The organism is Atribacter sp. (assembly GCF_035418125.1).
GTDB lineage: Bacteria > Atribacterota > Atribacteria > Atribacterales > Atribacteraceae > Atribacter > Atribacter allofermentans.
Genome location: NZ_DAOLQM010000011.1, coordinates 1 through 21,759, shown reverse-complemented (window position 1 = coordinate 21,759; position 21,759 = coordinate 1). Strand labels below are relative to the sequence as shown.

General features: G+C 39.2%; 19 protein-coding genes. 3 read left to right on the top strand and 16 right to left on the bottom strand.

Translation table 11 applies throughout. The annotated features are described in order from the left end of the window. Positions 1–64: 64 nt before the first annotated feature. From PLK24_RS01710 to PLK24_RS01680, 7 genes are all read right to left on the bottom strand, one after another. Complete coding sequence (locus PLK24_RS01710) at positions 65–991, bottom strand: methylenetetrahydrofolate reductase (protein WP_324476000.1); 927 nt, start codon at positions 989–991, stop codon at positions 65–67. After that, entirely contained in the window at positions 988–1,638 is a 651-nt protein-coding gene (locus PLK24_RS01705) for a methylenetetrahydrofolate reductase C-terminal domain-containing protein (RefSeq protein ID WP_324475998.1), read from the bottom strand. Before PLK24_RS01705 ends, PLK24_RS01710 begins: the two co-directional genes overlap by 4 nt. Next, positions 1,635–2,018 (bottom strand): hydrogenase iron-sulfur subunit, encoded by a 384-nt coding sequence (locus PLK24_RS01700; protein ID WP_324475996.1) that lies wholly within the window; start codon positions 2,016–2,018, stop codon positions 1,635–1,637. The genes PLK24_RS01705 and PLK24_RS01700 overlap by 4 nt, the downstream gene beginning before the upstream one ends. Positions 2,019–2,115: 97 nt before the next feature. After that, positions 2,116–3,531: a 4Fe-4S binding protein gene (locus PLK24_RS01695; RefSeq protein ID WP_324475994.1), complete on the bottom strand. Its 1,416-nt coding sequence runs from the start codon at positions 3,529–3,531 to the stop codon at positions 2,116–2,118. A gap of 65 nt (positions 3,532–3,596) precedes the next feature. Next, on the bottom strand, positions 3,597–4,637 hold the full coding sequence (locus tag PLK24_RS01690) for a hypothetical protein (protein WP_324475992.1): 1,041 nt from the start codon (positions 4,635–4,637) through the stop codon (positions 3,597–3,599). Further along, positions 4,637–6,331 carry a formate--tetrahydrofolate ligase gene (locus PLK24_RS01685; protein ID WP_324475990.1) on the bottom strand — a complete coding sequence of 565 codons (1,695 nt, stop codon included), beginning with the start codon at positions 6,329–6,331 and terminating at the stop codon, positions 4,637–4,639. Before PLK24_RS01685 ends, PLK24_RS01690 begins: the two co-directional genes overlap by 1 nt. A 109-nt stretch (positions 6,332–6,440) precedes the next feature. After that, the gene (locus tag PLK24_RS01680) at positions 6,441–7,082 is read right to left on the bottom strand and encodes a cobalamin B12-binding domain-containing protein (RefSeq protein WP_324475988.1); all 642 of its coding nucleotides are present in this window, start codon (positions 7,080–7,082) and stop codon (positions 6,441–6,443) included. 148 nt (positions 7,083–7,230) lie between these two features. Between PLK24_RS01680 and PLK24_RS01675 the strand changes: the two genes are divergently transcribed. Beyond that, positions 7,231–8,007 (top strand): formate/nitrite transporter family protein, encoded by a 777-nt coding sequence (locus tag PLK24_RS01675; RefSeq protein WP_324475986.1) that lies wholly within the window; start codon positions 7,231–7,233, stop codon positions 8,005–8,007. 126 nt (positions 8,008–8,133) lie between these two features. Here PLK24_RS01675 and PLK24_RS01670 read toward each other — a convergent pair whose 3' ends face one another. The 4 genes from PLK24_RS01670 to PLK24_RS01655 form a co-directional block, all read right to left on the bottom strand. Beyond that, the gene (locus tag PLK24_RS01670; RefSeq protein WP_324475985.1) at positions 8,134–8,352 is read right to left on the bottom strand and encodes a NifU family protein; all 219 of its coding nucleotides are present in this window, start codon (positions 8,350–8,352) and stop codon (positions 8,134–8,136) included. Positions 8,353–8,429: 77 nt separating this feature from the next. Next, positions 8,430–9,686, bottom strand: a complete 1,257-nt coding sequence (glyA, locus tag PLK24_RS01665) for a serine hydroxymethyltransferase (RefSeq protein WP_324475984.1) — start codon at positions 9,684–9,686, stop codon at positions 8,430–8,432. A gap of 11 nt (positions 9,687–9,697) precedes the next feature. Next, complete coding sequence (locus PLK24_RS01660) at positions 9,698–10,213, bottom strand: 3-isopropylmalate dehydratase small subunit (RefSeq protein ID WP_324475983.1); 516 nt, start codon at positions 10,211–10,213, stop codon at positions 9,698–9,700. A 5-nt stretch (positions 10,214–10,218) separates the two neighbouring features. Next, a complete protein-coding gene (locus tag PLK24_RS01655; RefSeq protein ID WP_324475982.1) occupies positions 10,219–11,475 on the bottom strand; it encodes a 3-isopropylmalate dehydratase large subunit in 1,257 nt (418 codons plus the stop codon). A 218-nt stretch (positions 11,476–11,693) separates the two neighbouring features. Here PLK24_RS01655 and nadE point away from each other — a divergent pair, with 218 nt between their 5' ends. Then, the gene (gene nadE / locus PLK24_RS01650; RefSeq protein WP_324475980.1) at positions 11,694–12,425 is read left to right on the top strand and encodes an NAD(+) synthase; all 732 of its coding nucleotides are present in this window, start codon (positions 11,694–11,696) and stop codon (positions 12,423–12,425) included. 87 nt (positions 12,426–12,512) lie between these two features. Here nadE and polX read toward each other — a convergent pair whose 3' ends face one another. Continuing rightward, positions 12,513–14,252, bottom strand: coding sequence for a DNA polymerase/3'-5' exonuclease PolX (polX, locus tag PLK24_RS01645; protein WP_324475979.1), 1,740 nt, complete (start codon positions 14,250–14,252; stop codon positions 12,513–12,515). Between the two features lie 985 nt (positions 14,253–15,237). On the opposite strand from polX, the gene PLK24_RS01640 reads away from it, so the two are divergent. Further along, a complete protein-coding gene (locus PLK24_RS01640; RefSeq protein ID WP_324475978.1) occupies positions 15,238–17,394 on the top strand; it encodes a lytic transglycosylase domain-containing protein in 2,157 nt (718 codons plus the stop codon). Here PLK24_RS01640 and PLK24_RS01635 read toward each other — a convergent pair. The 4 genes from PLK24_RS01635 to PLK24_RS01620 form a co-directional block, all read right to left on the bottom strand. Beyond that, positions 17,369–18,445, bottom strand: coding sequence for an aldose 1-epimerase family protein (locus tag PLK24_RS01635; protein ID WP_324475977.1), 1,077 nt, complete (start codon positions 18,443–18,445; stop codon positions 17,369–17,371). The two genes, PLK24_RS01640 and PLK24_RS01635, sit on opposite strands and share 26 nt — an antisense overlap. A gap of 2 nt (positions 18,446–18,447) precedes the next feature. Next, the gene (gene ftsZ / locus PLK24_RS01630) at positions 18,448–19,755 is read right to left on the bottom strand and encodes a cell division protein FtsZ (protein ID WP_324475976.1); all 1,308 of its coding nucleotides are present in this window, start codon (positions 19,753–19,755) and stop codon (positions 18,448–18,450) included. Further along, the gene (locus PLK24_RS01625; protein WP_324475975.1) at positions 19,700–20,518 is read right to left on the bottom strand and encodes a ParA family protein; all 819 of its coding nucleotides are present in this window, start codon (positions 20,516–20,518) and stop codon (positions 19,700–19,702) included. The genes ftsZ and PLK24_RS01625 overlap by 56 nt, the downstream gene beginning before the upstream one ends. A 283-nt stretch (positions 20,519–20,801) precedes the next feature. After that, positions 20,802–21,674, bottom strand: a complete 873-nt coding sequence (locus PLK24_RS01620) for a MurR/RpiR family transcriptional regulator (RefSeq protein ID WP_324475974.1) — start codon at positions 21,672–21,674, stop codon at positions 20,802–20,804. Positions 21,675–21,759: the final 85 nt, after the last annotated feature.

The following is a 21,759-nucleotide window of genomic DNA, read 5'->3' as shown; positions in this document are numbered from 1 at the left end:
CCCTCTCCACCGGGTCGCGACGCAACTTGATATTTTAATTGAGGATCGAATTTTTTTTCAACCTTCATGATGAAGTGATCTCTCCTTTTGCCGGTCGTGGTAATAGGCCAGACCGTTGTACGATTTCCGGAACTATACTTTCCCAAGCAATGGCCATAATGTGGACTCCAGATACTCCTTCTATTTTCGCAACTTTTTGAATGGTTTCGATACAAACTTCAACGCCTTCAGCCTTTTGATCAGTGGCTGCTTCCATTCTCTCGATTAAATTGTCAGGAATGACAACACCTGGCACTTCGTTTTTCATATACCTTAAAGCTTTCGCTGATTTGACCGGAATAACTCCAGCTAAAATAAATGATTTTTTATGAAGTCCTAAGCAGCACACTTCTTCCATCCATTGGGTGAAAATATCCACATCGAAAATTGCCTGAGTTTGGATAAATTCGGCTCCGGCGGCAATCTTCTTCGCTAAGCGAAGAGCACGAAACTCGAGAGGATCAGCGTATGGGCTTTCACCCGCACCTAAAAAAACATTAATTTCCCCCTTCACTTCCTCTCCATTTTGAAATACCTTCTGATCACGCATATTTTTAAAGATTTGTAGAAGCTGGATTGAATCAATATCGTAGACATTTTTTGATTGGGGGTGGTTTCCCATACTCTGATGGTCACCGGTAAGGCAGAGAAGATTTGAAATACCTAAAGCGCAAGCCCCGAGAAAATCGCTTTGCAGTGCAATGCGATTTCGGTCTCGGGTGACCATTTGCATAACCGGTTCGATTTCCTGCTTCTGGGCAATCAAACAACTAGCAAAACTTGACATGCGGACGATAGCCGTCTGATTATCGGTGATATTGACTGCATCAACAAAACCTTTGAGCAGATCGCATTTTTTTCGTATTACCTGAGGATCGGATCCCTTGGGCGGACCCACTTCGGCAGTGACGGCGAAATGACCACTTTGCAACACCTGTTTGAGCCAGCTCATAACAACATATCCTCCCGAGTCATTTTACGATGCCCACCATAGCGGGATGTTGACCAGTCTTTTGGAGGTTGAATTGTCAGCAACCAATCCAAACGATTGAGATTCTTTAGGCGATCATAAATCAACTGCCAAGCGCAATCACGATCAGGTTTCACTTCACATTTCCCGTCTTTTGAACCACCACAAGGACCGTTTAAGAGACTTTTAGCACAGCGGGTTATCGGGCAGGTTCCACCGAAAAGATGAATGATGCAATTCCCGCATCCCCAACAACGTTCTTCCCAATACCCTTGTTTTACCGGCATTCCCATGAAGGTGGTATTTAATCCAGGATAGATACTTTTTTCAGAATCGAGCTCAAAAAGAGCTTGAACACCAATGCCGCAGGCCAGAGAAATGACGGCATCAACCGACTGAATACTTTCCCGTAAAGGATGGATAAACTCCAATTCGCATTGTCGTTCGACAGTTAAACTATCGGCTTCATATCCTTTTATTCTCAATAAAGAGGCTAATTCTTTGGCTTCTTTATCACCACCGGTGAGACAGACGGTTACACAAGTTCCGCATCCTAAAACCAAGACTTTTTTTGAATCTCCAAGCATAGCAAGGATTTCTGGTATTGGTTTTCTTTCACCAATGATCATGGTTTATGCTCCTCTTGGACTGGAGTACTCGAGATCAAATCCAAAGTTCTTTTTATTTCAGAGATTTTTTCAGCAGTTACAAAACTGATAGCTACTCTTTTGGTAATACCAGCTTCTTCTAACAGATGATTGATTCTATTTACTCGCCTTTGAGCAAATCGACTTCCATTTTGATGAAAGCAGCTATCAATGGGGCAGCCAACCAAGAGAATCCGATCACACTTCCCTTCTAAGGCTTCAAGAATATCACTTTCTTTTACACTTCCAAGGCAGGGCGCTTTAATAATTTTGATAAATTCATGATTGGTTGAATTTTCAGTGGTATATTTTATCATCGCTGGATAGCCACTTTTATCACAAGCGATTACCAATATTTTCAATCTCCATCACTCCAAAAACAGAAATATTTAAAAAAAGTAACGAGTGATTACAAAACAGTTTTAATCTTGCCGGTATTATCACCAGCTCCCATTGCCTCTACTCTGCTTGAGTTGTGAAAGTCTTATCCATTTTAAGACCGTATAGAGTTATGGCACCGGCTGGGCAAGATGTTGAGCATAAGCCACAAAGATGGCATTGTTCCCAATTGATTCGGGCTTTTTTTCTTTTTGACGACCCTTCGATATCAATAGCACTCCAGGGACAGGTTCGAAGACAGGTCAAACAGAGAACACACCTTTCTTCATCGACTATGGCTCGATTCTTCTCGGCGGTTACCTCCTGCTGGAGATAGCCAACCACTTCCTGGATAGCATAGCGTGTATCAATAGTTAATTTATTGTCTGGTAGGTGGTACCAACCATCGAGAGGCAAACTATAGAGCGGGAGATTAATATTATTTGATGGTGATAAAAATGGAATCAGACGATCACCGAAAAATATCTTGGTGAGGTCATAAGGAATGACTTTTTTCCCGGGTACCTTGATCATCCAATCACTTAAAAATTTTTGAGAGATTCTATCCCGCTCGGTAACAAAACTGATCCAACTTCCTCGCATATCTAAAGAGGGTTGGAGTACCAAATGAGAAAAATCAATTTTTTCAATGAGGACACCTGCTTTTCGGCTCTCAAGATATTTTTTTTCCAAACCATCACCGGCAACAACTACTTCCCGACAAAGAATAAATACTTGTGCTTGGTCTCTTTGAACTAAGAGTTGGGAGAGGTCATAAAGAGTTGACCAGGTTTCAGCTGGTACCATAACTTCAGGAACCAGAAAAACCACGGTTTGTTTTCGAAAATTCCGCAATAGAACTTTGTTTTTAAAATCTTCGAGGAAAAGGACCTTGCGAGTATCATCCACTTCGCTGGGAATCGGGTAGGAAAAAACCGGTTGAAATTCGGGAACAACCACTACCCCTCCAACTATTATTGCTCCTGGTTGTGACTCAATACAATATTGAATTCCCTGACGCTTGATAGTAAAGGGTGGGATGGGTTGGAAAATTTCAAGACCAACTTTTTGAAATTCTTCGAGAATGCTATCGTCAATTGGATTCCTCCCTAGGACGGCAACTTTCTTAATTAGTTGAAGGTTTATTGCTTCAACCGGTTGTTCAGCTTTGTGAGTGAGTATGACCTGGTGAAGGTAAGAATTCCATTGATTCATTTTCTCATCATCCATGGATTGAGGAAGATGTTCTTCTGGATAAGAAAATACTCGTAGAGGATCAATGTTTGCTGCAGCACAAATCCGAGCTATATTTTCTCGATGTAGGAGAAGACTTTTTCCAGTAAATATGAATCGATCGTAATTCAACGGAAGATTATTCCCAAGTTCAGCCGAATTAAGCAAATGAACTCGAACTGGGAAATGAGTATCAATTTGATCTATCCAAGGCTTCATCCAAGACCGGGTATCGCCAAGAGAGACGATAAGAACAGTCTTCAAGTTATTATCCCCCTTATCTGATTTGTCATCAGACGACAAATATTCGAATATTTTAACATCCTTTTTTACGATATTCCTTGTTGCAAATATTGGTGAACCGATAAAATTCGCTGGGCAACTTTTTTCCCATCGGAAATGGCTGTTTCAATATCTTTTGCTCCCGATGCCGCTCCACATACATAGATATTTTCCTGACTGGCGATTCCATCCCCGTAGTCTTTTATAAAACCATCATCATCGATATTTACCCGAAGGATATCAGCAACCTGTTTAGTACCTGGGTTGGGGGTCATACCAACCGATAGAATGACGGCATCATATTCAACTCGGTTGACCTTTTGGTCATCCTCAAACAAAAGAATTGGTTTTCCGTTAGGTGACTCCACTCGATAGGGCATGTGACGGATGAGTCTCACCCTTTTTTCTGAGATTTCGGCAAGTAATTCTTTATTTCCACCCAGAAGCTGAAGGTCCATATAATACATATCAATCTGGAGATGGGGATATTGAAAAGCTAAATCCTCAGCAATCCGGAGAGCATATCGGCAACAAACCCGGGAACAATATCCTCTTTTTTCTTTAAAATTTCTTGATCCTATGCACTGAATGAAAGCGATTTTTTGATAGGCATTAAACGTCTTGATCCCTTCCGAATTTAAATTTCTTTCAATTTCAATACCAGTATAGATGTGAGGAAAAGTACCATATCCGTATTGAGGAACTTGGCGGGCATCGAAGGGTAGAATACCGGTTGCAATTAATATCAAATGAGTAATTATCGATCGTCCGCTTTTGAAGAGAAGATGATAGTTACCATTTTCTTTAAACATCGAAGATAATTGTTGGCCAAGAATAAAATCAAAAGGGTACGACGAGAAATTTCCCAAATCTCGTCGTAATTGTATTCCATGACATACACCACAATACAAGCACCTATCGGTGGCTTTACATCCCAATTGCCAAGCCAACCCACCTGCTTGCTCTTCCGAATCGATAACCACTCCCTTCAAGGAAGGGCTTAGAATTCGAGCAGCAGATAAACCGGCCACACCGGCACCCAGGATTGCGAAATCATAAATGGGAACAGAAGAGGTAAATTGGTTCATTAGAAAAGTCCCACTACATTCCCATCTTCATCGAAATCGACTGTATTTCCAGCTGGTTTGGAAGGTAGACCAGGCATGGTTCTCATCTCACCACAAAGTGGGTACAGGAAACCAGCACCAATTGAAGGCCGAATATCACGGATTGGCAATTTATAGCCTCTCGGACGGCCTAACAGTTTGGGGTCATGAGAAAGAGAAAGATGGGTTTTCGCCATACAAATTGGTAAAGTATCCCATCCCATTTCAGTGAACAATTTGATTTTTTTCTCGGCTTCGTTTTCGTAAACCACTCCATCGGCACCATAAATTTTAGTTGCAATGGCATGAATTTTATCTTTGATTGGGATATCAAGCGGATAGAGAAATTGGAAATTCCCTCCATTATCGCATGCCCGAGCAACTGCTTGAGCCAAATCCTTTCCTCCATCTCCGCCCTTGGCCCATACTTCGGAAACCACTGCATCAAAAGCGCCATTTTCTATGGAAATTTTTCTGACAGTTTCAATTTCTTTTGGAGAATCGGAAGTAAAGGCGTTAATGGCTACAACTACTGGTATGCCAAAGTAGCGGGCATTTTCGATCTGTTTAATTAAATTTTCTGAACCTTGGGTAACAGATTCAATATCTTCTTGCGCTAAACCAGGATCGAGTGGTTTTCCTGGTACCACTTTATATTTTCCACTATGCATTTTTAAAGCTCGAATTGAGCACACCATAACGACGCAATTGGGTTTGAGCCCACTATACCGGCATTTAATATCCATAAACTTTTCCATACCACAATCAGCACCGAAACCACTCTCGGTTACAACATAATCGGTTAAACGAAGAGCGATTTGATCGGCTATGATAGAACTGTTACCATGAGCGATATTGGCGAAGGGACCAGCGTGAACCAGACATGGAGTATTTTCTAAGGTTTGGAGAAGATTGGGTTTAATAGCATCTTTCATTAAAACCGCCATTGAACCGGCACATTTTAAATCTTCTGCAGTAATCGGCTGTTTCTTTTTGTTATAACCGATAACAATACGCCCCAATCGCTTTCGAATATCCGATAAATCAGTCGTCAAAGCTAAAATGGCCATGACCTCAGAAGCAACCGAGATATCGAAACCGGATTCTCGAGGGACTCCGTTTTCTTTTCCACCCAAGCCAAGGATAATTTTTCGAAGCGATCGATCGCTTACGTCGACAACCCGTGGCCAGCTGATCGTGTATGGGTTGAGATCCAGGGCATTCCCATGGTGAAGATGATTATCAATAAAAGCGGCAAGAAGATTATGAGCCAAAGATACGGCATGGGTATCTCCGGTTAAATGGAGATTAAAATCCTCCATAGGAATAACTTGGGAGTATCCACCACCGGCAGCTCCCCCTTTGATTCCAAACACTGGACCAAGGGAAGGCTGACGAATGCAGACAATGCTCTTTTTCCCGATGGCATTTAAACCCATGGCTAACCCAATGGTGGTAACCGTTTTTCCTTCTCCTAGCGGAGTTGGCGTAATAGCAGTTACGTCAATATATTTTCCTAAGGGTTGATTTTGAAACTTATTTAAAACATCGAGAGAGATTTTAGCTTTATATTTTCCATAGAGTTCATAGTCATCATCGTTTAAGCTTATTGTGTTAGCAATTTCTGAAATTGGTTTCATAGTTGAGCGTTGGGCGATTTCAAGATCACTCATCATAACTGTAATCCCCCTTTTAAAAATAATTAATAAAGCATTTGAATTATTTATTAAATAAGATAATTAATTAATTCATAATTAAAAAAAAGGGTGGAATTCCACCCTTTTTTTAGGAGATACTTAAAAGTTCCTTAACTTTGTCAACAGCTGAAGCAGCATCCGGTGCATAGCCATCAGCGCCGACTTCATCGGTAAACTTTTGAGTAACTGGAGCTCCTCCAATTAAAACTTTTACATTACTTCTTACTCCAGCATCATTGAAGGCCTTGATGTTTTCTTTGATTTGGACCATGGTGGTGGTTAATAAGGCTGACATACCAACGACTTGAGGTTTGTTGTCTTTCATTGCCTGGATAAATTTTTCAGCCGGGACATCGATACCGAGATCGATAATTTCAAAGCCAGCTCCTTCCATCATCATAGCAACTAAATTTTTTCCAATATCATGAAGGTCTCCCTTTACCGTTCCGATGATCATTTTTGCTACCGGCTCTACTCCGCTTTCGGCTAGTTTTGGTTTTAAAATTTCCATACCAGCTTTCATGGCGCGAGCAGCAATTAATACCTCAGGAACATAGATTTCGTTGGCTTTAAATTTCACCCCAACTTCACTCATTCCTTTGATAAGACCACCGTTCAATACTTCAGAAGGTTTAAGACCTTCTGCCAATGCTTTGTTGGTTAGCTCGGCTACGCCTTTAGCATTCCCAGCAAATAATTCTTTTGCAAGTTGTTCTAATACTTCCGCCATTAATGACCCTCCCTCGTAAGGTATTGTTGACATTTTAACAAAAAGATATATAAAAATCTATAATTTATCTTTAAAAATATATTGACCTATTATATTATCTATTTAAGTAATTAACGAAATCATTATTTTTAAATAAGGAGGAAGAAATGTGGAAACCGACCATGCGACCTTTATTCGTTGGTGTAATGGCAAAACTCAAAAGCGAGCTTTGTCTCTCTTTATTGGTTCAATTTTAGCTGGAGCCTATATTGGATTTGCGTCTCAACTTTATACCCTTGTAACTGCATCATCGGGACTCGCCTATGGATTAAGTCAAATCTTAGGTGGTTTGGTATTCTCGGTAGGTTTAATTTTTGTTGTTTTAGGGAAAGCTGATCTCTTTACAGGAAATTGCCTTCTTTCTTATTCCTGCTTTGATTCACTTTCTTCTTGGTTGAATACATTAAAAAACTGGGTGATTGTTTATTTAGGTAATTTTGTTGGAGCTCTTCTTTTGGTTGGTCTTTACCATACTTCCGGATTATTCGCTTCCGGACAAGGGGTCATAGCTGAAAGAGCCTATACTATTGCCAGCGCTAAGGTGAGTCTTGCTTTTTTTCCCGCCTTGAGTCGTGGAATTTTATGCAACTGGTTAGTTTGCTTTGCTGTCTTGCTTTGTATTTATTCAGAAAATAATCTGACCAAGCTGCTAGTTATTCCGGCCCCAATTCTAACCTTTGTAGCACTGGGTTATGAACATAGTGTAGCCAATATGTATTTTTTACCAGCCGGAATCATCGCCCAAGGATATTTTTCTGCAGAAAAACTCTTGCACTGGGGGGATATTTTCCGAAACCTCTTACCGGTTACTTTAGGAAATATCATTGGTGGAGTCGTCTTGGTAAGTCTTTTTTATTGGATTATTCAGGGAAAGTTGGCGAAGTAAGTAGAAAATTGTATTGAATGGCTAGCATTATTTAATCAAAAATAAATTTTGGAATGAATAGTTTAAAAATAAAAAAAGCGTCTGATTTTCATGTCAGACGCTTTTTTTATGAGATAATCTGATTGATTAAGCTTGAATAACCGATACAACCTCGGGAACTTCTTCTTTTACCACTCGCTCGATACCGTCTTTAAGAGTCATCATCGACATCGGACAAGAACTGCACATTCCTTTTAATCGGACCTTCACAACCCCATCAACAATATCTACTAATTCAACATCTCCACCTTCCATACGAAGATATCCTCTCACCTTTTCTAAGGCCTTTTCTACTTTTTCTCTCATCAGTATAAACCTCCTCACTGGCGAATCCTGGAATTAATTTCCTTGACCATTACTTTTAAAACCAAAATTTAAATTATCTATTCCGGAATGATTAGATCAGGATAGAGTGGAAATTGTTGACAAAGCTGATTTACATCATGAGTAATTTTTTCAAGTGCCAGTATATCATTTTTTGATTCGAATGTCCTACAAATCAGCTTAGCAATGACCGACATTTCTTTTTCTTTCATGCCACGAGTCGTACAGGATGGAGTTCCAATCCGAATACCACTGGTGGTATTTGGTTTTTCAGGATCAAAGGGAATCGCATTTTTATTTACTGTTATACCTACTTGGTCCAGATATTTTTCGGCTTCCTTCCCTGTAATACCTTGGTTTCGAACATCAATGAGAATGAGATGATTGTCAGTTCCATCGGAAACCAAGCGAAAACCTTTTTCTTTTAAAGAGACAGCGAGAGCTGCTGCATTTTTAACCGTTTGTCTTTGATAGACTTTAAAATCCTCACTTTGTGCTTCTTTAAGGGCTACGGCTTTACCGGCAATGACGTGCAAGAGAGGGCCTCCTTGAGTTCCAGGAAAAACAGCTTTATCAATAGTTCCAGCAAAATCTTTTCGGCAAAAAATCATTCCTCCACGAGGTCCACGAAGGGTTTTATGGGTCGTTGTGGTTACAAAATCAGCGTAGGGAATAGGACTGGGATGAACACTGGCTGCCACCAGACCTGCTATGTGAGCCATATCCACCATCAGATATGCACCTATTTGTCCGCTGATTTTCCCTAACCTTTCAAAATCGATAAAGCGAGGATAAGCACTGGCTCCAGCTACTATCAATTTAGGCTTATACTCAACAGCCAATTTTTCTAGTTCGTCATAATTAATTCTTTCGGTATCAGGATGAACCCCATAGGAAATGAATCGATACAGGATCCCAGAAAAATTCACCAAACTTCCATGGGTGAGATGTCCTCCATGAGCAAGATTCATTCCAAGTACAGTATCCCCGGGTTTGAGAATGGCCATATAAACAGCCATATTCGCTTGAGAACCCGAGTGAGGTTGAACGTTGACATGATCAGCTCCGAAAATATCCAAAGCTCTTTGGCGAGCGATATTTTCCACTTCATCGACAAAAATGCAACCGCCGTAATAGCGTTTAGCCGGATATCCTTCAGCGTATTTATTAGTGAGCACCGAACCCTGGGCATCAAGAACGGCTAAACTGGTAAAATTTTCTGAAGCGATCATTTCCAAGGTATTTCTTTGACGATTAAGTTCTTCTTTTACCCAATGGAATATTTCGGGATCGCTCTTTTTTAAGTTTTCCCACATAATATTCTCCTTTAAGATTGGCTTTTACCTGGTTCAGGAAATGATCCATGTTTTTTAAAATAAGAAACCAAGCCACCTTCATTTAGGATTTGAATCATTACTTCAGGAAGTGGAGCCGCCTCAATGGTAAAGTTTTGAGTCAAGTCATTAATTTTTCCTGTTGTTAAGTTAATTTCCAGTTCATCACCACTCTGAATGCGACTGGTATCACACTCGAGTGCCACTAAACCACAATTAATAGCATTACGAAAGAATATACGGGCTATTGATGGAGCAATAACTCCTCTTATACCACTGGCAAGCAAAGCTCTGGGAGCCTGTTCACGGGAAGAGCCACAGCCAAAATTCTTCCCGGCTACAATAAAATCGCCAATTTCTACTTTTTGAGAAAACTGAGGATCGATATCTTCCATGACGTGTTTTCCCAGTTCGTTCATATCCAGAGTTTTAAATTTGTATTTCCCGGAAATGATATAGTCGGTGTTAATATCATCGCCGAAAATGTGGGCTTTTCCTTTGAGTATCATGGCAATCACCTCAAGTATTTTCTCGGATCGGTTATTTTTCCTTTTAAAGCCGAGGCGGCAACGGTAGCGGGAGAAGCTAAGTATATGAAAGCTTTATTGTTTCCCATGCGTCCTTTAAAATTTCGATTTGCTGTGGAAACAACATTCCATCCATCGCCTGGGACTCCTTGATGAGTTCCAACACAAGGTCCACATCCGGGAGTTACCAGAACTCCTCCAGCTTTGACAATGGTTTCTATCCAACCTTTCTCGATTGCTTCCAAAAGAATTTCTTTTGAGGCCGGAGCAACGATAAGACGAACCTTTGGGTGGACTTTTTTATCTTGAAGTATCTTAGCAGCAACCTCAATGTCCACGCTTCGACCATTGGTGCAAGTTCCTAAATAAGCTTCTTGGATTATCACCTCTCCCAAGGAATCGATTGAGGTAACCGTATCAACCCGATGAGGAAGAGCAACCTGGGGAGTAAGCGTTGAGCAGTCATAGGTTAATTCTTTTAAATAAACAGCATCTGGGTCTGGATAAATTGGTTCAAAAGACTTAATTGTTCTTTGTTTAACCCAGGTTAAGGTTTTTTCATCAGGAGCTATAATGCCTGCTTTGGCTCCTAATTCAACTGCCATGTTTGAGATAGTTAATCGTTCTTCAACCGAAAGACGATCAATGATTGGACCAGTAAATTCAATAGCTTGATAAGTTGCTCCATCAGCACCAATTTGAGAGGCAAGATACAGAATGACATCTTTTGAATATACCCCGGGTGGGAGAGTTCCATTGATTCGAATCAGGATGGTTTCAGGAACCTTGAACCAAAGTTGACCTGATATCATTGCTGCGGCTAATTCAGTACTCCCTACTCCAGTTGAGAAGGCTCCAATGGCTCCATAGGTACAGGTATGTGAATCAGCTCCAATCACTAAATCACCAGGGACGACTAAACCTTTGGCGACCATGATTTCATGGCATACTCCACATCCAACTTCATAAATAGTCAATCCATAGTTTTCAGCAAACTTCCGCATGTTATCATGGAGCTGCGATATCGCTTCTAGTTGGCTTGGGGCATTATGGTCAATGATAAATACTATACGAGATGGGTCGAATACTTTTTTACCACCCATTTCTTCAAAAGACTGGATTGCCAGTGGTGTGGTCCCATCTTGTCCCATCGCCATATCAATTCGGGCAATAACTAAATCTCCAGCCTTAACTGGAAACCCGGTTTTTCGTTCAAAAACCTTTTCTGCAATGGTTTTTCCCATATCCGTCGCTCCTTTGAGTATTTGTCCTTCATCTTTTTAACAATAATCCAAATTTAATGGATAAAAACTCAACTACTATTTTGTTCTAGTCGGTTCAAAGTTAAAATAATTGTATATTGATTTATAATTAATTATAGTGCGACATGCTAATTTTATTCGATATATGTCTAAGAATGATACAGTATCAGAGAAATAAATGTCAATGAAGGAGAAATGATATGAAAGATTGGAATCAGGAACGAGATCGAATAGTTGATTGGTTAAGGGAGCGGGTTCAAAAAGCAAAAGCAAAAGGAGTGGTTCTTGGATTAAGTGGAGGAATTGATTCTTCGGTAGCGGGAGCATTGGCTAAAATTGCATTTCCAGAAAATACCTTAGGTCTTATGCTTCCTTGTCACAGCCTTCCCCTGGATCAACAAGATGCTGAACTAATAGCCGGAAAATTTGCTATTTCATATCAAATTTTTTCTCTTGATTTTATATATGATAGCTATCTCGCTCTCCTTGGTGAAAGCTACTCAAAACCTCTTCCTCTTCCCTTAGCTAATATTATTCCTCGCATCCGAATGACGGTCCTTTATTATTTTGCTCAAAAGGAAAATTATCTGGTTTGTGGAGCAACCAACAAAAGTGAATTAACAGTTGGATATTATACCAAATATGGGGATGGGGGGGTTGACCTGATGCCTCTTGCCCATTTGACTAAAACGGAAGTTTGGCAATTCGCAAAGTTTTTAGAAATACCAGCATCCATAATCGAAAAGGCACCATCGGCAGGGCTATGGGAAGATCAAACTGATGAAAAGGAAATGGGTATTTGTTATGCAGTTTTAGATGCATTTATTCAAAATGGGTTAGGAAATCAACAGGATATTGCCAAAATTCAAAAAATGATAAAGCGGACTGAACACAAACGACAACTCCCACCACGTTTGGAAAGGCATAGTTGAGTTGTATGAAACGAATAGGCCTTTGCAATAATGGAAAAAGATTAATATTTTCATTGTTTCTGAGGTTATGGAGGAGTAGGAATAGATCTAAATTGTAAAGCGTTCTCTCTTTTTTTGGAGGATTTCAAGGAGTTGGCCTTTATTGTAAGTATTGAGAATGTCCTTATTAGTCAACCAAGCTCGACGGGCTTGGGCAACACCAAGACGCATAAGATTCAATGAGGAAGGATCGTGAGAATCAGTAGAAATAACCAATTTAATCTGGTACTTTTCGTTGGCTTGTCGGGCATCAATATCTTTAAGATCTAACCGTTCTGGTTGGGCATTGATTTCAAGAGCGGTTGTTGTCTGTTGAGCGTATTTAAAAAGAAGCGCGAGGTCACCTTGAGTTGCATCCCGTTTATTGATCAATCGTCCGGTGGGGTGACTAATAATCTGAACATAGGGATTTTTAAAAGCCTTTTCAAGGCGTTGGTTTATTTTTTCAGTGGTTTGACTTAATCCGGTGTGAATTCCAGCAACTACTATGGGAAGTTGAGCAAGCACTTCATCAGGAAGATCAATTGATCCATCACCTAAAATATTAGCTTCTACCCCCTCTAGAACAAAAATCTCACTATGATTTTGGTTCCATTGGTTAATCTCTTTCCTTCTTTCTTGTATTTGCTCGGGGGTTAAGCCAGAAGCCACTGCCAATCCCTGGGTATGATCACAAATAGCGAGGTATTGATATCCTTTTTTAGTAGCAGCTAATGCCATCTCTTCAATGGAAACCAATCCATCACTCCAATTTGAATGGACGTGAAGATCTCCTTGAATATCTTTTATGTCGACCAATACCGGTAAGCGTTTTTGAAGAGCAGCTTCAATTTCACCTTGATCTTCTCTCATCTCCGGTGGAATCCACTCCATTCCTAAAATTTGATAAATTTCTTCTTCCTTTTCTCCCCCCTTCTTTTCCTCATCATCTATCCGATAAATTCCATACTCGTTAATCTTATACCCTTTTTTTTGTGCATATTCCCGAAGTTTAACGTTATGTTCTTTAGAACCAGTAAAATACTGGAGTGCGGCGCCAAAACATTGATTATCAACCACTCGAAGATCAATTTGTACTCCCTCATAGGTCAAGATACTCGATTTAGTTGTTCCATGGGCAATGACTTGCTTCACCATAGGTAGTTTGGTAAAGGTTTCCATCATACGTTCTGCATCAGCCGTTGATGCCAAAATATCAATATCACCAATGGTTTCTTTCATACGACGAAGGCTTCCAGCTGTGCTTATGTTATCAATTTGATTATTTTCACGAAGGAAGGTAATAACTTCTTCAGCCAAGGGAAGTGCGTAACCTAATAACATCCTACCGGTACTCTTCTTGATAATATCGATCCCTTTTCTTATTTTTTCTTCACTTTTGATACCAAATCCAGGGAGATTTTGAAGACGATGTTCCTGAATGGCTTGTTCTAATTGCTCAATGTTTACAATCCCTAAGTCGGAATAGAGTTGTCGGGCAATTTTTGGGCCAACCCCAGGGATTTCAGTGAGCTGAATGAGTTCCCGAGGGGTTTCTTTAGTAAGTTCTTCATAATATTCGATTTTCCCGGTGCGAAGATATTCATCGATCTTGGCTGCTAAGCCTTCACCAATGCCTGATATGTCTCGTAATTTTCCTTCTTTGGCGAGTAATTCAATCGCTTCCGGCCAGTTTTCGATTTTTCTGGCAGCTTCTTGATAGGCCAATACTCGAAACCGGTTTTCTCCTTTTATTTCTAAGAGAACTCCAATTTCACGAAGAATTTGAGCAACTTCCAAATTTCTCATAGTCTTATCCCTTAAGGTAAAAAATATCTTATTTTAATTTTATTTATTCAGTCATGGGTTATAAATTCAAATATTGAATGGAATGATTGCAATTCATATCAATTTTTTAAAAAAAGCTTGAATAAACACTTATAACATTATGTCATATTCTATGAATATAATAACCAATTTTGCATTAATTTAATTTCTTATTTTTTCAAAGACGAGTTAGAAAGAACTGAAAAAAAATCGATTCCCTCTTATTCTCCCTTTAGTCAATGAGATAAAAAATTTTAAAAAAGATGAGATCCTCACGCCCTCGAAAAACGAGGGCTCAGGATGACCGATTAAAGAATTCATTTGATGGTATATTCAGGACAGACCTTTATGCCGTTTTTATGGCACCAGATGAGGTAGAAAACCAAGATTCGACATACCATGGTATGTCGCTACATTAATTAATGAATGGGCACAATACATTGTGCCCTACATTTTTAAATTCTTTGGTAGGGGCTTGATTTATCATGCCCGTTGGTTTTCAGGATAGACCCTCATGCCACTTTGGTGGAACCAGATGATGATGAAAATTACTCATTCAGAAATGAATTTCCACCATTTAGAAAAGGGGGTTAGGGAGATTTGAGTTTTTGGAAACCAATCGAATCCCAAACCATCTCCCTTTATTCAAAGGGAGAGGAATAAAAAAGATTGAGCTCAAGAGATTGCCACGTCACTCCGTTCCTCGCAATGACGATTCATAGTTCCTTCTCCCTTGATGGGAGAAGGTGAGGATGAGGGTGAAAGCCCGGAAAGAGATTCTGGTTGGTTGCTCAATATGAGTTACCTATAAAAATTATTCCGGTATTTTCAGGATAGATACATTCTTTTAGCAATCTATTACTGTTTTTCGTTCATTAAGCCTTTTGCTTTTTATTATACGCACGATGAATGAGGAACTGAAAAAAGTTAGTTTAATATATAATATAATGAACCAGGAGAAAGAAATATGAGAAACAAAATCCATGACTTCATCGTTTTGATTGTTATCATAATTTTTCTATTAGGAGCAGCTGGAAATGTCTGGGGGAAAGATGACTTTCTTTCCGAGCTGATCAATAACTACCGCCAAAAAGATTACCAAAAGGTTATTAATCAAATCAATAACTACCCCGATCAAGCCAAACACTATGCAAATCAAACCGCTCTTCTAAAATTACAATCTTTATTAACTATGGAGCAACTGGAGAAAGCTTACGAATTTTTATTGAAAGAAGAAAAAAATCGTCAGGTAAGTATCTCTGATCACCTTTGGTCGCTCTATCTTGATGCGCTCATAAACCAAAAAAGAACCGACTCAATAGAAGATGTTTATCATCACCTCCAGTCACTATCGACGCTGTCAATTTTGCTCCATCGATCTGCCTGGCAAATTGCTGAACTATTCAATGCTGAAAAAAATTACAATCAGGCGATTAATTATTATATAGAATCTCTTTCTTGCGCCTATGATGAGTCAGAACGGCTTAATTCCCTAATAGGTATCAGCAAAATCCTTGTGGGTAAGGGTAACTTTTTAGAGGCTCTTTTCCATACTAAAAAAATTTACTATTCACACCGAACAATGACCAGCCGCCAAGCCCGAGACTTGATCAATCCCATTGTTGATAAACTAAATCCTGAGGATTTTTCAATGAAAACTAGATTAGAGGTCGCTGCTTTTTTCTTTCAGTTGGGGTGGACTTCTGATTCTATAAGATTTTTAGATCAAATTGATTTGAATTCTCTTCTTTCCTCTGAAATCCTTGAATATTGGATTTTATGGTTAAGGATATATCTACGTCAGGAAAATTTAACCGATATGAAAAGAATTTTGACCCAGAATTATATGTTAATGGATCATCCTGATGGTTGGTTTTACACTGGGGTTTACCACCAGAGACGGGGTGAATATAGTTTAGCCAGTATTGCCTATGAAAATCTTTTAAACCAGTTTCCCAATAGCGAATATGTTTTAAATACTTTTAAAAATCTTTCTTTTTGTTATCGAGTATTAGACGATGAGGAGAATTATCTCAATATTTTAGATCGAAGAGTTGCGGCATTCCCCTATGATAGTGAACCAATATGGGAAAAATTCTGGTATCTTTATCAAAAAAAAGATTTAAACTCAGCCCAATCGGCTTTAGATTTGCTTTCAACCTATCCTGATGAAAAAAGTCGTGCCCTTTTTTGGAAATATAAAATCGATCAATCAGAAGAAAGTATCCGTTATCTGGAAGAAATCATTAAGAATGAAGGGCTCGATTATTACTACGTTCGCGCTTGGCAAGAACTTGGCAAAACGAATAAGCCCCTTCCTTCATCTCGTGAGCTTTTTCCACCTCATGAATTTATCACCAAGATGGAGATATTTACTCAAAACCAAAAGATTCATTGGAATCGGTATCTCATACTCAGCGATCTTTCTCTTAAAACCAATGCTGAAGCTGAACTCTTGACCCTGAAAAGATTAATGCCGAATCACCCAGAAATATATTTTGAACTCAGCCGATTTTACGCTCGAAACCAAGAATATCGAGAAAGCCAAATTAATGCAATTTACTTTCAAAACCGCTATCCGGATTTTAAAAATTATAAAAATGTATGGAAAAAAATATATCCGGATTACTATTTTTCAATTATTAAAGATTTAAGTGAGCAGAATTCAATTGATCCTTATCTTGTTCTTGCGCTTATTAAAGCGGAAAGTGCTTTCGAGATCGATATCGTATCACCGGTTGGAGCAGTTGGCTTGATGCAACTGATGCCGTCTACAGCTGCTTGGATGATTGAAACTGGAATGAACCAGGTTGTCAATTTTGTCGACTGGAATGATTCTTTTCTCATAAATCCAGAAATTAATCTTGAGTTAGGGGCAACTTATTTTAGATACTTACTAGATTATTTTAATCAAAAAATATGCCCGGCCATTGTCGCTTATAATGCGGGACCGGGCAGACTAGATGAATGGATAAAAGGAGAAAATCAGACTCAACCTGATTCCTTTATCGAGAATATCCCTATTCCTGAAACCAAAAATTATATTAAAAAAGTAATAAATTTCTACTTTTTATATTCGATGATTTATACTGGACAATTTAAAATGTCCCCATGTACTTTTTAAACTGTTCAATCTCCTTATTACCGTCAACAATACCTATTTCAAGAACCATTTTTCGTGATTCCCCAGGTTTTAGGGTTACCAAACGGCCGGCTTCCCTTTCTTTGGGACGTCCCTCGGGTAAACAATTACCTGGTTCAATACCGAGTACATATTCGCCTTCACCGATCATTTTCCACTCGGAAAGAAATGGTAAAGTATCTTTTTTAAATTTCACATAAAATCCTAAAGCCATTTTTTCATTATGCAGAAGTGCCGCACTATATCCATCGTGAAGAACTTTTGGGGCATGGAAAAAAACTTGCTCAAAAAAGTTCTTTTGGGGGGTGCGGAAAAGGTTCCATTCGGAGAGTCCTTTTTCTGCTTCCGGGGTTCGAGGAATAGTTTTTTCAGCTGGAACATAAAGCTTACTTCCCTCGTCAAGCAAGGGAAATCCAACATTAACATGGTAAAGAATCATGAAAGGACTTTCTGACCATCCTTCATTAACAACCTCATCTTCTATAAAAATGGTTTTTTCACCAAGACGACTCATGATTTTTCGATAAAGAACTAATTTTTCTCCGAATACCGATGCTTCTCGAATTTTACCTTGGACCAGTATTTGGTAGTCATCACCCTGCCAGGTTCCATCAGCAAAAACATTTTTCGCTGGAGTATAAGAAGCCCTTCCATGCAAACCTAAATTTTGTCCGGTTTCAGGGTCGTGAGCTGGTGAACCAAAGTAGGTTAATCCACAGGTATTCATAAGACCGCCATGGAATCCTCTTAGCCAGCCTAAATCAGTAGATTCAAAATAGTAGGGGGCAATGGCTTGAGTAGCCGATCTCCAGGAAACTGCTATTCCTTTATACCAGGTCCAAGCTAAATCCATTCCCCTGTCTAATAAAACTGTATAGTGAAGACCTCCTCCAGTTATAACCTGTGCAGTTCGATTTCCTCGTTCTGGTCCATCTTGTAATTCAGAAAGAATAACACTCCCAATTTGGGAAATGTCTCCAACTCGTTTTAAAATTTCTTCACGAGTCATTTCTCGATTATAAATAAAAGCCATATCTACTCTCTCCTTTGCTTTCTAAAAAATGACAATATTTCATCGGTACGAGTTTTTTCTTCCGGCGGTGTTGGGGTTCTTCTTTGTGACTCCCGGAGGAAGGCTGGCATATCGAGGTCATCTTCAATCACAATTCTACTTTCAATATCTTCTTCAACTTCTAAAGATGGAATTTCTTCTTCCTCTTTTTCAAAACGAGTTGCAATAACCGTTACCGAGACCTCATTGGTCATGGTTTCGTCGACTTTGTTCCCAAATAAAATATCCGACTCTATACCAGCAGCGTTTTTTACGATATCAGTGATATCTGTTACCTCATGAAGTGTCATATCTGGGCCACTGGTGATGTTAAGGAGAATTGATCGGGCACCTTTAATGGATATTTCTAATAACGGACTATAGATCGCTTCTTCAGCTGCATGTTTGGCCTTTTCCCTTCCTCGGCCGTGTCCAATGCCAATTAATACTGTTCCAGCACCGGTTAGAACGGTTCGTAGGTCAGCCAGATCTAAGTTTATATCTTGAGCAGATGATATCAAATCAGTTATTCCTTTAACCGCCTGATAAAGTATGTAATCTGCTGATTTAAATGCTTCTTGGAAAGATGTGTCTTTTTTAGCTACTTGCATAAGGCGGTCATTGGGTATGACAATAAGGGCATCTACGGTGTTTCGCAGGGCTTCGATACCAGCTTCAGCTTGTATCTTTCTCTTATTCCCTTCAAATTGAAAAGGTTTGGTGACGACACCGATGGTTAAAGCTCCAGCTTCTTTGGCAATCTGGGCTATAACCGGACTTGCCCCGGTGCCGGTGCCTCCTCCTAAACAGGCAGTTATAAAAACTAATTCGGAACCATTAATAAGATCAACGATTTTTTCCTTATCTTGACGGGCAGCTTCTTCACCAATACGAGGATTGCCACCAGTTCCCAAACCACGAGTGGCACTAATTCCGATTTGCAGCTTTTCGTTTGCCAAAGATTTTTTTAAAGATTGAATGTCGGTATTAACGGCTACTAAATCAACACCATCCAAACCTGATTCAGCCATTTGGTTTACAGCATTGTTCCCTCCCCCTCCTACTCCGATAACCTTAATTATTGCTAACCGTTCGGCTGCTTCATCTTTTTTTGACTTTGTTGATGCTACCTTTTTTACAGTTTTAGGAGGGAGAACACCTTTTTCTTCTACTGGTGTCGTTGGTGGTGTTGTGCTTTCATCGACATCAAGATTTTTTGTTGTATCACGAATAAGCTCACGTTTGAAGTCTATTCTTTCGGAAAAGCCCCTTTTCAGGCTTTTCTTTTTCAAGTTCAATCACCTCTTTCGCAAGTGAAAGATAATCCTGTGCTCCACTGGATTCCGGTTCATACTCGATTACCGGTACACCATGACTCGAGGCTTCAGCTATAGTAATATTTTTGTGAATGATAGTTTGAAAAGTTCGATCTCCAAAATATTCTTCAATCTCGTTCATGACTTCCCGATACAAATTGGTCCGGATGTCGGCTATGGTAATTAAGACGTAGACTTCCGGGTCATGTTTCAAGCTTTCTCTCATTATGTCAACGGTTTCGACAAATTCCTGGATACCGCGTAGAGCAAAATAATGAGGTTGAATAGTAACAATAACTTCTCGACAAGCTTTTAAAGAATTAATAGTCAAAATTCCCAATGATGGCGGGCAATCGACTAAAATGTAATCAAATTGTGGTTTTGCGCGTTGGATACCGGAATTTAAAAAATCTTCTCGACCCAATTTATCGATCAAGCGATATTCTTCACCAGCCAGATCAATATTTGAAGGAGCAATATACAGATTTGGGGTTTTAGTTGGAATAATGACATCATTCAGCTCCAAATGAAAGGGGCTTCGATTGGGTTCGAGTACATTTAAAATTGTTTTTTCAAACTCGTTGGGTTCAAAACCAAGACCAAGAGTAGAATGAGCCTGAGGATCCATGTCAATTATTAGAACCCTTCGGGCATGATAAGCCAACGAAGCACCTAAATTGATACATGTTGTTGTTTTGGCAACCCCACCTTTTTGATTAGCAACCGCAATAACTCTCATAATTCCCCCTTGTCGCAAGAAACAATTATGAAAAATATCTCATAATCAATGAAACAAGTTATTTCGATGCGACAGGTCCAAGATTAGTTTATAAATACGAGTCATTTCATAAACAAAATAACGGTTAACATAGGGAAACTCCATTTAAACCAATAATGAACCTCTTTAATCTCCTCCTTTGTTTAAATTTCCTTTCCCTATGTTAACCGTCGGAAACCAAAGCGTCAAGTAAATTTTTGCCCCTATCCAACTATTCCTGAGCAAAATAATATGAAAATTATTATTACTTTTCCTGACCCATTTTATGAAGAACTTCAGCACTTCTTTGCAAAAGTTGAAGAGCGGGAGGTCCATATTTTACAACAATGGTTGCATAAAGAATATCCGTCACGAGGAGTTGAGCAATTCGGGAAACGGTAGATTCACCAAAGAATCCTGATTCTTCACAAGCGGCGGTCAGAATGCAGTAATCAGCAAGTTTTGCTAATGGAGAAGATTCATAGCTGGTAATGGTCGTGACGACAGCTTTGTTTTCTTTAGCTTTTTCAGTTGCCATTATCAGAGAAGGATTGGTTCCAGAGTTCGAAACAACTATGATTAAATCTTCAGGACCGGAATGTCCGGCTGCTATCATCATTAAAGGGAGATCGGTATAGATATTGCAGTTGGTATTTAAACGGCTGAGACGGCCATAAAGACTCATTCCGGCAATGGTAGATTTTCCACTGCAAAAGATACAAATTTTGCGTGCTTCAACAGCTTTTAAAGCAGTTTTTTCGATGATATTTTTATCGATTTGCTGGAGAGTGCTTTTGGAAACTTCTTCTTGAGCTAAAAAAATTTTTTGAATAATTGCTTCCATACTATCTTGGAACCGGATTTCTCCATAGATCAATTCTTTGTCTTCTTCAACTCCCCCTAACTCGTGAGCTAGTTGAATTTTTAAGGCCTGGAAGTTCTTCATATTTATCTTTTGAGAGAATCGGGTAAGTGTTGATTCACTGACTCCACTTTGTTTGGCAACTTCATTTATTGTCATGTGGGTAAAATCTTCAAAATGGGTGAATAGATAATCTGCTACTTTTTTCAAAGATGGAGTAAACGAAGAATAATTACTTTTAATTTTAATTATAAGGGGTGGTTTGTTTTGAGCCAATTCAGTTTACCTCATTCCTTTAAGATTTATTAAACAGATTAGAATAAATATTTTCATCTGTCAATATTAAATTATGTATTTATAT

Coding starts and splice junctions, on each gene's coding strand:
- PLK24_RS01635 (WP_324475977.1), bottom strand. CDS start 18,445: ATGGCTTTTATTTATAATCGAGAAATGACTCGTGAAGAAATTTTAAAA.
- PLK24_RS01690 (WP_324475992.1), bottom strand. CDS start 4,637: ATGAACCAATTTACCTCTTCTGTTCCCATTTATGATTTCGCAATCCTG.
- PLK24_RS01710 (WP_324476000.1), bottom strand. CDS start 991: ATGAGCTGGCTCAAACAGGTGTTGCAAAGTGGTCATTTCGCCGTCACT.
- PLK24_RS01705 (WP_324475998.1), bottom strand. CDS start 1,638: ATGATCATTGGTGAAAGAAAACCAATACCAGAAATCCTTGCTATGCTT.
- polX (WP_324475979.1), bottom strand. CDS start 14,252: ATGAGAAATTTGGAAGTTGCTCAAATTCTTCGTGAAATTGGAGTTCTC.
- PLK24_RS01680 (WP_324475988.1), bottom strand. CDS start 7,082: ATGGCGGAAGTATTAGAACAACTTGCAAAAGAATTATTTGCTGGGAAT.
- PLK24_RS01660 (WP_324475983.1), bottom strand. CDS start 10,213: ATGATACTCAAAGGAAAAGCCCACATTTTCGGCGATGATATTAACACC.
- nadE (WP_324475980.1), top strand. CDS start 11,694: ATGAAAGATTGGAATCAGGAACGAGATCGAATAGTTGATTGGTTAAGG.
- PLK24_RS01625 (WP_324475975.1), bottom strand. CDS start 20,518: ATGAGAGTTATTGCGGTTGCTAATCAAAAAGGTGGGGTTGCCAAAACA.
- PLK24_RS01670 (WP_324475985.1), bottom strand. CDS start 8,352: ATGAGAGAAAAAGTAGAAAAGGCCTTAGAAAAGGTGAGAGGATATCTT.
- PLK24_RS01655 (WP_324475982.1), bottom strand. CDS start 11,475: ATGGGAAAAACCATTGCAGAAAAGGTTTTTGAACGAAAAACCGGGTTT.
- glyA (WP_324475984.1), bottom strand. CDS start 9,686: ATGTGGGAAAACTTAAAAAAGAGCGATCCCGAAATATTCCATTGGGTA.
- PLK24_RS01640 (WP_324475978.1), top strand. CDS start 15,238: ATGAGAAACAAAATCCATGACTTCATCGTTTTGATTGTTATCATAATT.
- PLK24_RS01685 (WP_324475990.1), bottom strand. CDS start 6,331: ATGATGAGTGATCTTGAAATCGCCCAACGCTCAACTATGAAACCAATT.